Source organism: Streptacidiphilus sp. MAP12-33 (assembly GCF_041261265.1).
Taxonomy (GTDB): Bacteria; Actinomycetota; Actinomycetes; order Streptomycetales; family Streptomycetaceae; genus Streptacidiphilus.
The window spans coordinates 42363-55227 of sequence record NZ_JBGCCA010000025.1; the positions used below are offsets into that span (position 1 = coordinate 42363).

Below are 12865 nucleotides of genomic sequence, written 5' to 3' on the forward strand. Positions count from 1 at the left end.
GGGGTGTGCCCTGGTGGTCCAGGTGGTGGCGGGGTCGGGCGGCGCAGAGGTGACGAGTGAGGCCGTACAGGCCTCGGAGGCGCCCGCGACGACCGCGTCGCGGCTCCCCGCCCACGCGCGCAGCAAACCCTGGCACTGGCTCGCCACCGTGGCCGGCCTCGGCGCCGTGGTCGGCGTCGCCCTCGCCGTCGGCCCGGCCGGCGCCGTGCAGACGGGCGCGGAGGCGACCGCCCAGCCGCTGCCGCAGGGCGCCGCGGCGGCCCCGGACCCGGCCAAGGCCAGGCTGCCGATCGACTGCGGCCCGCTGTCCGTCCACATCGACCAGCACTTCTCCGCGGCGCTGCCGGGTGCCGGGACCCCGGTCACCGTCGTCGCCGCCCGCTGCGACGCGGGTGCCGGCTCACCGCCGGACGGCCTCTACGCGCTGGAGGCGGGTCGCGCGACCCCGATCCGGCTGCTCGACCCGGCCAGGCGCTTCACCGTCCGCAGCATGGCGATGCGCGGCGACGGCTCGATCCACGCCACCGTGGTCGGCTACTCCTCGTCCACCGTCCCGGACTGCTGCCCGGACCTGAACGAGACCCTGAGCTGGACCCTCGGCGCCGACGGCACCTGGGGCGCTCCGGTGGTCACCGGCAACGCCGCGCAGGTCTGAGCCGTCCGGCCTGACGTACCGACACCTCACCCCCCGTCATGTGATCTTCGTCACCGGCGGGGGGTGTTTGAATACGTGCGGGGTTACTCCGCGTCAGGTCCGTACACCTCGACCGCGTCGCGCACGCGGCGCACGTGGATGCAGTCGCCGGGGCAGTCCTTGGCCGAATCCACCACGTCCTGAAGCAGCGTCAACGGGACCGGCACGCACGCCCCCGGCTCCGCGCGCAGCTCCTCGTCGTCGCCCTTCACGTAGGCGAGGCCGTCGATGTCGAGCTCGAACACCTCGGGCGCGTACTGGACGCAGATCCCGTCGCCTGTGCACAGGTCCTGGTCGATCCAGACTTCGAGGGCCTCGGTGGCCCCCGTCTCGGTGCTGGTGGACATCCCCGCCGCCCGTTCCGCGTTCTCGATGATGCTGACCTCGTCAGCCTACCTCTGCCCGCTTTCGACCAATGCCGAGGTGGGTATGTGCCTTACCAGAGGGGACGTACGCAAGGGTGAAGATCGGACACACCCCATCGGACTTTCGATCAAGGGGTTTCAACACAGCCAGGCGCAGGTAGGGTCTGGAAGCGTCAGCTCCCCCCGGAGGAGGTGAGGACCGTGGCAGCCCACGATGACGACTACGCCCGAGGCGGCAGGCCCGCACGGGGTTCTGAAGATGCACAGGCACAGATCTCGATGCTCGAGCAGGAGATCGCAGTCCTGCGCCGTAAGATCGCCGAGCCCACGCGGCACACGAGGATCCTGGAAGAGCGGATCGTCGAGCTGCAGACCAACCTGAACGGCGTCACCGCCCAGAACGAGCGGCTCGCCTCCACGTTGCGCGAGGCCCGGGACCAGATCGTGGCCCTGAAGGAGGAGGTCGACCGGCTGGCTCAGCCGCCCGCCGGCTTCGGCACCTTCCTCAGCGCCAACGAGGACGGCACCGCGGACATCTTCACCGGCGGCAGAAAGCTCCGGGTGAACGTCAGCCCGAGCGTGCCGCTCGAAGAGCTGCGGCGTGGCCAGGAGGTCATGCTCAACGAGGCGCTCAACATCGTCCTGGCGTTGACCTTCGAGAGCATCGGCGACATCGTCACGCTCAAGGAGGTGCTGGAGGACGGCGAGCGCGCGCTCGTCACCGGCCACACCGACGAGGAGAAGGTGGTCCGCCTCGCGGAGCCGCTGCGCGACATCGTGCTGCGGCCGGGCGACGCCCTGCTGATGGAGCCGCGATCCGGCTACGTCTACGAGGTCGTCCCGAAGAGCGAGGTCGAGGAGCTGGTCCTGGAGGAGGTCCCCGACACGGACTACTCCAAGATCGGTGGCCTGGGCCAGCAGATCGAGCAGATCCGCGACGCGGTCGAGCTGCCGTACCTGCACGCCGACCTGTTCAAGGAGTTCGAGCTGCGGCCGCCCAAGGGCGTGCTGCTCTACGGCCCGCCCGGCTGCGGCAAGACGATGATCGCCAAGGCGGTCGCGAACTCGCTGGCCAAGAAGGTCGCCGAGGTCACCGGTCAGCCCCAGGGGAAGAGCTACTTCCTCAACATCAAGGGCCCGGAGCTGCTCAACAAGTACGTCGGCGAGACCGAGCGGCAGATCCGCCTGGTCTTCCAGCGCGCGAGGGAGAAGGCGAGCGAGGGCACGCCCGTCATCGTCTTCTTCGACGAGATGGAGTCGCTCTTCCGCACCCGCGGCTCGGGTGTCAGCTCGGACGTGGAGAACACCATCGTCCCGCAGCTGCTGGCCGAGATCGACGGTGTGGAGGGCCTGGAGAACGTCATCGTCATCGGCGCCTCCAACCGCGAGGACATGATCGACCCGGCGATCCTGCGGCCCGGCCGCCTGGACGTCAAGATCAAGATCGAGCGGCCGGACGCCGAGGGCGCGAAGGACATCTTCTCCAAGTACCTGAAGACCTCGCTGCCGCTGCACCCGGACGACGTCAAGGAGCACGGCGACTCGTCCGGCGCCGCCGTCGCCGCGATGATCCAGGCCGTCGTGGAGCGGATGTACACCGAGTCCGAGGAGAACCGCTTCCTGGAGGTCACCTACGCCAACGGTGACAAGGAGGTCCTGTACTTCAAGGACTTCAACTCCGGTGCCATGATCCAGAACATCGTGGACCGGTCCAAGAAGATGGCCATCAAGGACTTCCTCGACCACGGCCAGCGCGGTCTGCGCGTCTCCCACCTGCTCGCCGCCTGCGTGGACGAGTTCAAGGAGAACGAGGACCTGCCCAACACCACCAACCCGGACGACTGGGCCCGTATCTCCGGCAAGAAGGGCGAGCGGATCGTCTTCATCCGCACGCTGGTCACCGGTAAGCAGGGCGCCGAGTCCGGCCGCTCCATCGACACCGTGGCCAACACGGGTCAGTACCTGTAGGACCTGTACGACAACAGCACCACCTCGACGTCCGGCTGCGGGAGCCCGTGGGCCCTCGCAGCCGGACGTTCGTTGTCAGAAGCTCCCGGTTGTCAGCCCACGGATCTAGTCTCGTTACCGCACCGGTTCAATCCGTGGTGCGAAGGAGGGCCGCATGTCTGTACGGCGCGTCATGGGCATCGAGACGGAGTACGGGATCTCCGTCCCCGGTCACCCCAACGCCAACGCCATGCTCACCTCGTCCCAGATCGTCAACGCCTACGCGGCGGCGATGCACCGGGCCCGCCGGGCCCGCTGGGACTTCGAGGAGGAGAACCCGCTGCGCGACGCGCGCGGCTTCGACCTGGCCCGCGATGCGGCCGACTCCAGCCAGCTGACCGACGAGGACATCGGTCTCGCCAACATCATCCTGACCAACGGGGCGCGGTTCTACGTCGACCACGCCCACCCCGAGTACTCCTCGCCCGAGGTCACCAACCCGCGCGACGCCGTGCTGTGGGACAAGGCCGGCGAGCGGATCATGGAGGAGGCGTCCAGCCGCGCCCTGCAGCTGCCCGGCGCGCAGCCGATCCACCTGTACAAGAACAACACCGACAACAAGGGCGCCTCCTACGGCACCCACGAGAACTACCTGATGAAGCGGGCCACGCCGTTCGCCGACATCGTCAAGCACCTCACCCCGTTCTTCGTCTCCCGGCAGGTGGTCACCGGCGCCGGCCGGGTCGGCCTGCACCAGGACGGCTCGGCCAACGGCTTCCAGCTGAGCCAGCGCGCGGACTACTTCGAGGTCGAGGTGGGCCTGGAGACCACACTCAAGCGGCCCATCATCAACACCCGGGACGAGCCGCACGCCGACGCGGAGAAGTACCGCCGGCTGCACGTGATCATCGGCGACGCCAACCTGTCCGAGATCTCGACCTACCTCAAGCTCGGCACGACGGCGCTGGTCCTGTCCATGATCGAGGACGGCTTCGTCACGGTCGACCTGGCCGTGGACCAGCCCGTGCGCACCCTGCACCGGGTCTCGCACGACCCTTCGCTGCAGTTCCTGATCCAGCTGCGCAGCGGGCGCAAGCTCACCGCCGTGCAGCTCCAGATGGAGTACTGCGAGCTGGCGCAGAAGTACGTCGAGGACCGCTACGGCCAGGACGCCGACGAGCAGACCCGCGACGTGCTGGACCGCTGGGAGGACGTGCTCGGCAAGCTGGAGCGCGATCCGATGTCGCTCTCGCGCCAGCTGGACTGGGTGGCCAAGAAGGAGATCCTGGAGGGCTACCGCCGCCGCGACAACCTGGAGTGGGACGACGCCCGGCTGCACCTGGTCGACCTGCAGTACGCCGACGTGCGGGCCGAGAAGGGCCTCTACAACCGCCTGGTCGCCCGCGGCCGCATCGACCGCCTGCTGGACGAGGCAGAGGTGCTGCGCGCGGCCCACCAGCCGCCGGAGGACACCCGCGCCTACTTCCGCGGCCGCTGCCTGGAGCAGTACGCCGACCACGTGGCGGCGGCCTCCTGGGATTCGGTGATCTTCGACATCCCGGGCCGCGACTCGCTCCAGCGGGTGCCCACCCTGGAGCCGCTGCGCGGCACCAGGAACCACGTCAAGGCGCTGCTGGACCGCTGCCGCACGGCCGAGGAGCTGGTGCGGGTGCTCAGCGGAGGGTGAGCTTCCGAACGCCTGTACGCGCAGAGCGTAACGGAGGGGCCCCAGGTGCTCACCATGGGTGAAGTGGATCCCGTTGGGCATCATCCGGGCAACGATCGACGTTCATCGACTACAAGCCGTAGGGTCAGAGATCAGCTGATCCACTCAAGAGCGGGGTGAGGGACATGGCGGACAAGGACACCGGCGGCGGTCAGCAGCGGGCGAACCGCTCCTCCGAGGAGGTCGAGGAGACCGAGGTCGAGGCGAACGAGGCCTCGGACCTCAAGGAGCGCAAGGAGAAGCTGGACGACGACGTCGACGCGGTCCTCGACGAGATCGACGAGGTCCTCGAGTCGAACGCGGAGGACTTCGTGCGCGGTTTCGTCCAGAAGGGCGGAGAGTAGCTAAGTTCTCTCTTGATCGACTCACTCACCGGAAGGAAAGCTGTGGAAGCCTCTCTCAACGGCACCGGGCGTCTGCCGGCTGCCTTCCTCACGCCGGGCTCCTCGTCCTTCATGGACTTCCTGGCCGCCCATCAGCCCGAGATGCTGCCCGGCCGGCGGAGCCTGCCGGCCGGGATGCAGCCGATCGAGGCGCCGCACGGCACCACGATCGTCGCCGCCACCTTCGACAGGGGCGTGCTGATCGCGGGTGACCGCCGCGCCACCATGGGCAACATCATCGCGCAGCGCGACATCGAGAAGGTCTTCCCGGCCGACGAGTACTCCGCGGTCGGCATCGCCGGCACCGCCGGGCTCGCGGTCGAGATGGTGCGCCTGTTCCAACTGGAGCTGGAGCACTACGAGAAGATCGAGGGCACCTCGCTCTCCCTGGAGGGCAAGGCCAACCGGCTCACCACGATGATCCGGGGCAACCTCGGGATGGCCATGCAGGGCCTGGCCGTGGTGCCGCTCTTCGCCGGCTACGACCTGGACCTGGGCAAGGGCCGGATCTTCACCTACGACGTCACCGGCGGCCGCTCCGAGGAGACGGGCTTCGCCGCGACGGGCTCCGGCTCGCTCTTCGCCAAGGGCTCGCTCAAGAAGCTGTACCGCAACGACCTGACCGCCGAGAGCGCGGCCACCGTCGTCATCCAGGCGCTCTACGACGCCGCCGACGACGACTCCGCCACCGGTGGCCCGGACCTCACCCGCCGTATCTTCCCGATCGTCTCGGTCATCACCGAGGAGGGCTTCCGCCGCCTCGGCGACGCGGAGGTCGGCGAGCTGGCCGAGGCCGTCCTCGGCCACCGCCTGGAGCAGCCGGACGGCCCCCAGGCACCGATGCTCTGACCCGCCATCACCTGACCGTTCGACAAGAAGGGGCGACCGGTGTCGACGCCGTTCTACGTCTCACCCCAGCAGGCCATGGCCGACCGCGCCGAGTACGCCCGCAAGGGCATCGCGCGGGGCCGGTCCGTGGTCGTGCTCACCTACGCCGACGGCATCGTCTTCGTCGCGGAGAACACCTCCCGCGCGCTGCACAAGGTCTCGGAGATCTACGACCGGATCGCCTTCGCCGCCGTCGGCCGCTACAACGAGTTCGAGAACCTGCGCATCGGCGGCGTCCGCTACGCCGACCTGCGCGGGTACTCCTACGACCGGGCCGACGTCAACGCCCGCGGCCTGGCCAACGTGTACGCCCAGACCCTGGGCACCATCTTCTCGTCGACCGGCGAGAAGCCCTACGAGGTCGAGCTGATCGTGGCCGAGGTCGGCAAGAACCCCGGCGACGACCAGATCTACCGGCTCACGCCGGACGGCTCGGTGGTCGACGAGCACGGCAGTGTCGCGGTCGGCGGCAACGCCGAGTCCATCGCCACCTACCTGGACCAGCGCCACGAGGAGGGCATGACCCTGCCCGAGGCGCTCAAGCTGGCCGTCGACAGTCTGGCCAGGGATCCCAACGGCGGCGCCGCCCGCACCATGACGCCGGATCAGCTGGAGGTCGCGGTGCTGGACCGTGGCCGCTGGCAGCAGCGCAAGTTCAAGCGCCTGCTCGGCACCCAGCTGGGCCGGCTGCTGGAGGGCGACGCCACCGCCGCCAACGACGACGAGCCGGGTTCCCCCGACTCCGAGTAGAGGCTTCGAGCAGAAGTACAGCTTTTCCCACGGTTTCGAGACTGGGCGGGAAGGTGAACAAGTAGGCATGGACCGCCGAATCTTCGGGCTGGAGAACGAGTACGGCGTCACCTGCACGTTCCGGGGGCAGCGGCGACTGTCCCCGGACGAGGTGGCGAGGTACCTCTTCCGCCGTGTCGTGTCATGGGGCCGCAGCAGTAACGTCTTCCTGCGCAACGGGGCCCGCCTCTATCTCGACGTGGGCTCGCACCCCGAGTACGCCACCCCCGAGTGCGACGACGTCGCCGAGCTGGTGACGCACGACAAGGCGGGGGAGCGGATCCTGGAGGGCCTCCTCGTGGACGCCGAGCGGCGCCTGCACGAGGAGGGCATCGCCGGGGACGTCTACCTGTTCAAGAACAACACCGACTCCGCCGGCAACTCCTACGGCTGCCACGAGAACTACCTGGTCGCCCGCCACGGCGAGTTCTCGCGTCTGGCCGACATACTGATCCCGTTCCTGGTCACCCGGCAGCTGATCTGCGGCGCCGGCAAGGTGCTGCAGACCCCGCGCGGCGCGGTCTACTGCGTGAGCCAGCGCGCGGAGCACATCTGGGAGGGCGTCAGCTCGGCGACCACCCGCTCCCGCCCGATCATCAACACCCGCGACGAGCCGCACGCGGACGCCGAGCGCTACCGCCGGCTGCACGTGATCGTCGGCGACTCCAACATGTCGGAGACCACCACGCTGCTCAAGGTCGGCGCGACCGACCTGGTGCTGCGGATGATCGAGGCCGGCACGGTGCTGCGCGACCTCACCCTGGAGAACCCGATCCGGGCCATCCGGGAGGTCTCCCACGACCTGACGGGCTCCCGGCTGGTCCGGCTCGCCAACGGCCGCGAGGCCAGTGCGCTGGAGATCCAGCAGGAGTACTTCAACAAGGCCTGCGACTTCGCCGACAACCGGGGCATCCGCACCGGCACCATCGCACGGGTGCTGGACCTGTGGGGCCGCACCCTGGAGGCGGTGCGCTCGGAGGACTACTCCAAGGTGGACCGCGAGATCGACTGGATCATGAAGTACCAGTTGATCGACCGCTACCGGGCCAAGAACGGCATCTCGATGTCGCACCCGCGGGTCGCCCAGATCGACCTCGCGTACCACGACATCCACCGCCGCCGGGGCCTGTACTACCTGCTGCAGAACCGCGGCCAGGCCGAGCGGGTCAGCGACGACCTCAAGATCTTCGAGGCCAAGTCGGTGCCCCCGCAGACCACCCGGGCGCGGCTGCGCGGCGATTTCATCCGCCGTGCGCAGGAGCAGCGGCGCGACTTCACCGTCGACTGGGTGCACCTGAAGCTCAACGACCAGGCGCAGCGCACCGTCCTGTGCAAGGACCCGTTCCGTTCGGTCGACGAGCGAGTGGAGAAGCTGATCGCCGGCATGTAGCCACTGACATCGGCATGTACGTGCCGAAAACGTGACCGGCCAATGTGTTGTCGATCTCAGCGGGGAGTCGGCGCAAGGCCATAGAGTGGCGCGGACCATCGGATTCGCCACCACCCTAAGGATCACCGTGCGCCGACTCGCCGCCGCGCTGCTTCTCGCGCCCACGCTGCTGCTCACCGGCTGCGGGAGCAGCGCCAAGCAGGCCTCGTCGGCCGATGCGGCCGCCACTCCTTGCCCCAGCGGCAGCGCCGCGGCCGTCAAGCTTCCGGTGCCCACGCAGGTCGACACGGACAGCACCCTGCCCACCGTCTCCGGCGTCTACGGCAAGGACGCCAAGATCACCGCCGCCAAGGGCGACCCGAGCGGCAAGTTCGTGGTCAAGGTCCTCTCCGAGGGCAGCGGCCCGGTGGTCGGCAAGGACGACGTCGTCGGCTTCTCCTTCGTCGGCCAGACCTGGGCGGGCAAGACCTTCGCCGACACCTACGCCGACGGCGGCGGCTCCACGGTCGACAACATGCACACGACGCCGATGGTGCCGATGTTCACCCAGGCCATGGTCGGCCACAAGGTCGGCAGCCGGGTCCTGGTCGTGGCGCCGCCCGGGGCCGGCTTCGGCAACGCCGGCTACCCGCAGCTCGGCATCACCTGCCACGACACCCTGAACCTGGTCTTCGACATCAACATCTCGCTGCCGAGCGACAGCATGGCCAAGGGCACGCCGCAGACCGTCGCGGCCGACCTGCCCAAGGTCGAGGTCCCGCAGGGCAAGGCGGCGACGTTCACCATCAGCGAGGCCGAGCGCAACCCGAAGAAGCTCGGCGTGGGCGTGCTGATCAAGGGCAACGGTCCGGTGGTCAAGCCCGGCCAGAACCTGATCGCGCAGTACACCGGCGCGCTGCTCAAGGACGGCACCGTCTTCGACGACTCGTGGAAGTACGGCGGCGCCTCCAACTTCGTGATCGGTGCGGGCAAGGTCATCCCCGGCTGGGACAAGGGCCTGGTCGGCCAGACCGTCGGCTCGCGCGTGCTCCTCTCCATCCCGGCCGCCGACGCCTACGGGGCCCAGGGGAACCAGGGCATTCCGGCCAACTCCAACCTGGTCTTCGTCGTGGACATCCTCGGCGCCGCGTAACGTAGGGCCTGAGCAGTCCGACCAGGGCTGCGTCGTTACGTCCGTATCCGAGGAGAGCACTACCTTGAACATCGAGAAGCCGGAGATCGACTTCCCGGGTGGCGAGGCCCCCACCACGCTGCAGATCCGCGACCTGTGGGTGGGCGACGGAGCAGAGGCGAAGGCCGGCGACATGGTCAAGGTCCACTACGTGGGCGTGGCCTTCAGCACGGGCGAGGAGTTCGACGCCAGCTGGAACCGTGGCACCCCGCTCCAGTTCAAGCTGGGCGTCGGTCAGGTCATCGCGGGCTGGGACCAGGGTGTCCAGGGCATGAAGGTCGGCGGCCGTCGCGAGCTGATCATCCCGGCGCACCTGGCCTACGGCGACCGCGGCGCCGGCAACGCGATCGCCCCGGGCGAGACGCTGATCTTCGTCTGCGACCTGATGGGCGTCTGAGGTCCGCCGAGGTCGCTGACTTCACGGTCGACCATCGCACCCCCGTTCGGGGCGCCGCGCTACCACAGGCGGCGTTCGGGCGGGGGTGCGCTTTGTGGCGCGAAGGCCTACCGGTACGGTCAGTTGATGCGTGGTCCGAGCGGCCCGCCGCGGACCGTGACGCGCGGTGCCGCGCGTAGAGAAGGGTGAGCGATGCCCATCGCGAAGTCCGAGCGCCTGATGAACCTCGCGCTGTGCCTGATGAACACCAAGCGCCCGCTGAGCAAGCGGGAGCTGCGGGAGTCCATCGAGGCGTATCGCGAGGCTGGGGCAGCGGGGGAGCAGGCCAGCGAGGACGCCTTCAACCGCATGTTCGAGCGCGACAAGGACGACCTGCGCGAGCTCGGACTGGTCATCGAGGTCGTGGAGAACCCCCTCGACGGTGAGCTCGGCTACCTGGCCCGACGGGACGTCAACCGGCTGCCGGAGGTCCACCTGGACGCCGAGGAGGCCGCCGCGCTCAGCCTCGCCGCGGGCGTGTGGGAGCAGGCCCGCCTGGCCGGAGCCGCCAGCGGCGCACTCCAGAAGCTGCGTGCGGCCGGATCGCTCGCCGAGGACGACGCCGAGGGCCGCACCGCGTTGCAGCCGCGCATCCCCGCCCGCGAGGCCGCGTTCGAACCGCTGCTGGTCGCCGCCCGGGACCGCCGCCCGGTCGCCTTCGACTACCGCAAGTCCGGCTCCGCCGTCGCCGAGCCGCGCACGGTCGAGCCGTGGGCCCTGGAGTTCTGGCACGGTCACTGGTACCTGGCCGGGTTCGACCGCGACCGCGCGGACGTCCGCGTCTTCCGGCTGAGCCGGATCGTCGGGAAGGTCCGCAGCAAGTCCGGACGTTTCATCGGTGAGGTCCCCGACCACGTCGACGTGCGGCAGGCGGTCGCGCGCTTCGGCGGCGAGGGCGCCACCGAGCGGGCGCGCGTCCGGGTCCGCCGCAAGGCCGGCTTCCCGCTGCGCGCCAAGGCGCTGTCGGCCGAGCCGGTCGAGGGCGAGTGGGACGAGCTGGAGATCCCCTACGGTCTCGGGCTCGCCTCGGACCTGGTCGAGTACGGCCCCGACGTGGTCGTGCTGGAACCGGCCGAGCTGCGGGCGGACGTGATCGCCCGCCTTCGCGCGGTGGCCGCAGGCTCTTCTTCGAACGAGCCTTCTTCGAACGAGCGTGAGGAGCAGGCATGAGCAGCGCCATCGACCAGACCCGTCGGATGCTCTCGCTCGTCACCTATCTGCGCGAGCGGCCCGGTGCCCGGGTCAGTGAGGTCGCCCGCGCCTTCGGCGTCACCGAGCGTGAGCTGATCCGCGACCTCAGCGTGCTGCCGATGTGCGGGACCAGCTTCCGTGGCGGTGACCTGCTCGACATCGACACCGACGGCGAACAGATCTGGTGGCACAACCCCGACGACGTGGCCCAGCCGCTGCGGCTCGCCGCCGACGAGGCGACCTCGCTGCTGGTCGCCGCGCGCGCCGTGGCCGGCCTGCCGGGTCTGCGCGAGCGTGACCGCCAGGCGCTGACGCGTGCGGTCGCCAAGCTGGAGGCGGCGGCGGGCGACGTCGCGGAGGGCAGCACCCGGGTCGGCGTGACCTTCGAGGCCGAGGGCGACGTCTTCGCGGAGATCGACCGCGCCTTCGCGGAGCGCAAGCGCCTGTGGCTGAACTACTGGTCCTCCGGGCGCGGCGAGCTCACCGAGCGCGAGGTCGACCCGATCCGCCTGATCAGCGAGGGCCACACCTATCTCGAGGCGTGGTGCCGCCTCTCCGAGGACCGCCGGATGTTCCGTCTGGACCGGATCGCCGAGATCAAGGTCCTGGACACCCCCGCGGACCCGCCGCCGCTGGAGCTGCGCGACCTGTCCGAGGGCCTGGTCCACCCCTCCAGCGAGGACCCGCAGGTCGTCCTGGAGGTCGCCCCCGGCGGGCGCTGGGTCGCCGAGTACTACCCGCACGAGTCCGCGGAGGAGCTCCCCGACGGCGGTCTGCGGATCGTGCTGCGCACTCCGGACCCGTCCTCCCTGCTGCGCCTGGTCCTCCGGCTGGGCCCCGACGGGCGGGTCCTGGCCCCCGCGTCCCTCGCCGAGCAGGCCCGCACGTCCGCGGCCGCGGCCCTGGCCCGGTACGACGCATGAGCACGATCGCCGCGCCCACCCGGTTCCGGGCCTCCTGCCCGGACTGCCGTGCCACCGCCGAGCTGGACGCGCTCGCGTTCCGGCTCGCGCTGGGCCGCACGAAGGAACGCACCTTCTACTCCTTCACCTGCCCGGCCTGCGGCGTGGCGGTCCGCAAGCCGGCCGGGGAGCGCATCATCGACGCGCTCACCGGTGCCGGTGTGCCGACGATGCGGCTCCACCTGGGCGCGTGACCGTAGGAACCGGCAAGATCGTCCCGTTAGGATCGCCCGCATGACATGGCTGCTCGTGGGTCTCAGTACCGCCGGACTCCTGGTTCTGGGCTTCTCGGCCGTCCTCGCCTACCGTGAGGTGGTCCTGCTCGGCAGGGCGCTGGCCCGCAGTGCCGAGCGCCTCGGACGGTCCGGTGCGGAGGTCGAACGTGCGGCCGACGCCCTGGCCAGGCACGGGGGCGAGGCCGCGTTCACCGCCGTCTCACCTTCTGTTCAAGGCACGAACTGATCCGCGTAGTATCGAAGATGCGTCGAAGCGGCAAGATCTGCTGCGGCGCTCTGGACGCCCGTGACACCGCGGTGCGTATCATCGGCGCAGACACGACGACGAAGAGGGAACCCCGATGCTCGAAAACCGCGCACTGGAAATCATCATCATTGCGGTCATCGTGCTGCTGCTGTTCGGGGCCAAGCGGCTCCCGGACTCCGCGCGTGCCCTCGGCAAGTCCCTGCGCATCCTCAAGTCCGAGGTGGGCGCGATGAAGGACGACGGCAAGAAGGACGCGTCCGTCACCAACGTGCAGACCTCCTCCGAGGCGCAGGCCGAGGCCGCCGCTCCGAAGACGATCCAGTCCGCTCCCGGTGACACCGCCTCCGCTCGCCCGGTCGAGGACAAGCAGCCCACGACGCAGGTCTGAGCCGCACCCTCCTCCGACACCTTCTCCTTATCCGCTTAGGACACAGCCGCAC

Annotated in this window: 15 protein-coding genes; 14 read left to right on the plus strand and 1 reads right to left on the minus strand. The window is 69.6% G+C overall.

Translation table 11 applies throughout. The annotated features are described in order from the left end of the window. The first annotated feature begins 13 nt into the window (after nucleotides 1-13). The gene (locus ABH931_RS23850) at nucleotides 14-655 is read left to right on the plus strand and encodes a hypothetical protein (RefSeq protein ID WP_370116713.1); all 642 of its coding nucleotides are present in this window, start codon (nucleotides 14-16) and stop codon (nucleotides 653-655) included. Between the two features lie 83 nt (nucleotides 656-738). Here the strand turns inward: ABH931_RS23850 and ABH931_RS23855 are convergent, their stop codons facing one another. Then, entirely contained in the window at nucleotides 739-1041 is a 303-nt protein-coding gene (locus ABH931_RS23855; protein WP_370116716.1) for a ferredoxin, read from the minus strand. 219 nt (nucleotides 1042-1260) lie between these two features. Here ABH931_RS23855 and arc point away from each other — a divergent pair, with 219 nt between their 5' ends. The 13 genes from arc (at nucleotide 1261) to tatA (ending at nucleotide 12813) form a co-directional block, all read left to right on the plus strand. Further along, nucleotides 1261-3027 (plus strand): proteasome ATPase, encoded by a 1767-nt coding sequence (arc, locus tag ABH931_RS23860; protein WP_370116718.1) that lies wholly within the window; start codon nucleotides 1261-1263, stop codon nucleotides 3025-3027. Nucleotides 3028-3181: 154 nt separating this feature from the next. Further along, the gene (gene dop / locus ABH931_RS23865; RefSeq protein ID WP_370116720.1) at nucleotides 3182-4693 is read left to right on the plus strand and encodes a depupylase/deamidase Dop; all 1512 of its coding nucleotides are present in this window, start codon (nucleotides 3182-3184) and stop codon (nucleotides 4691-4693) included. Nucleotides 4694-4857: 164 nt separating this feature from the next. After that, nucleotides 4858-5076 (plus strand): ubiquitin-like protein Pup, encoded by a 219-nt coding sequence (locus ABH931_RS23870; protein ID WP_370116722.1) that lies wholly within the window; start codon nucleotides 4858-4860, stop codon nucleotides 5074-5076. A 42-nt stretch (nucleotides 5077-5118) separates the two neighbouring features. Continuing rightward, nucleotides 5119-5964: a proteasome subunit beta gene (gene prcB / locus ABH931_RS23875; protein ID WP_370116725.1), complete on the plus strand. Its 846-nt coding sequence runs from the start codon at nucleotides 5119-5121 to the stop codon at nucleotides 5962-5964. A gap of 39 nt (nucleotides 5965-6003) precedes the next feature. Continuing rightward, nucleotides 6004-6753: a proteasome subunit alpha gene (gene prcA, locus ABH931_RS23880; RefSeq protein WP_370116727.1), complete on the plus strand. Its 750-nt coding sequence runs from the start codon at nucleotides 6004-6006 to the stop codon at nucleotides 6751-6753. 67 nt (nucleotides 6754-6820) lie between these two features. Continuing rightward, nucleotides 6821-8182, plus strand: coding sequence for a Pup--protein ligase (gene pafA, locus ABH931_RS23885; protein ID WP_370116730.1), 1362 nt, complete (start codon nucleotides 6821-6823; stop codon nucleotides 8180-8182). A gap of 127 nt (nucleotides 8183-8309) precedes the next feature. After that, nucleotides 8310-9314, plus strand: coding sequence for an FKBP-type peptidyl-prolyl cis-trans isomerase (locus tag ABH931_RS23890; RefSeq protein ID WP_370116733.1), 1005 nt, complete (start codon nucleotides 8310-8312; stop codon nucleotides 9312-9314). Nucleotides 9315-9378: 64 nt separating this feature from the next. After that, a complete protein-coding gene (locus ABH931_RS23895) occupies nucleotides 9379-9750 on the plus strand; it encodes an FKBP-type peptidyl-prolyl cis-trans isomerase (protein WP_370116736.1) in 372 nt (123 codons plus the stop codon). Nucleotides 9751-9942: 192 nt separating this feature from the next. Continuing rightward, nucleotides 9943-10959, plus strand: a complete 1017-nt coding sequence (locus ABH931_RS23900) for a helix-turn-helix transcriptional regulator (RefSeq protein WP_370116739.1) — start codon at nucleotides 9943-9945, stop codon at nucleotides 10957-10959. Then, nucleotides 10956-11903 carry a helix-turn-helix transcriptional regulator gene (locus ABH931_RS23905; RefSeq protein WP_370116742.1) on the plus strand — a complete coding sequence of 316 codons (948 nt, stop codon included), beginning with the start codon at nucleotides 10956-10958 and terminating at the stop codon, nucleotides 11901-11903. The genes ABH931_RS23900 and ABH931_RS23905 overlap by 4 nt, the downstream gene beginning before the upstream one ends. Next, entirely contained in the window at nucleotides 11900-12136 is a 237-nt protein-coding gene (locus tag ABH931_RS23910; RefSeq protein ID WP_370116745.1) for a hypothetical protein, read from the plus strand. The genes ABH931_RS23905 and ABH931_RS23910 overlap by 4 nt, the downstream gene beginning before the upstream one ends. Nucleotides 12137-12176: 40 nt before the next feature. Beyond that, entirely contained in the window at nucleotides 12177-12404 is a 228-nt protein-coding gene (locus ABH931_RS23915) for a hypothetical protein (RefSeq protein ID WP_370116748.1), read from the plus strand. Between the two features lie 115 nt (nucleotides 12405-12519). Beyond that, a complete protein-coding gene (tatA, locus tag ABH931_RS23920; protein ID WP_370116751.1) occupies nucleotides 12520-12813 on the plus strand; it encodes a Sec-independent protein translocase subunit TatA in 294 nt (97 codons plus the stop codon). Nucleotides 12814-12865 lie beyond the last annotated feature (52 nt).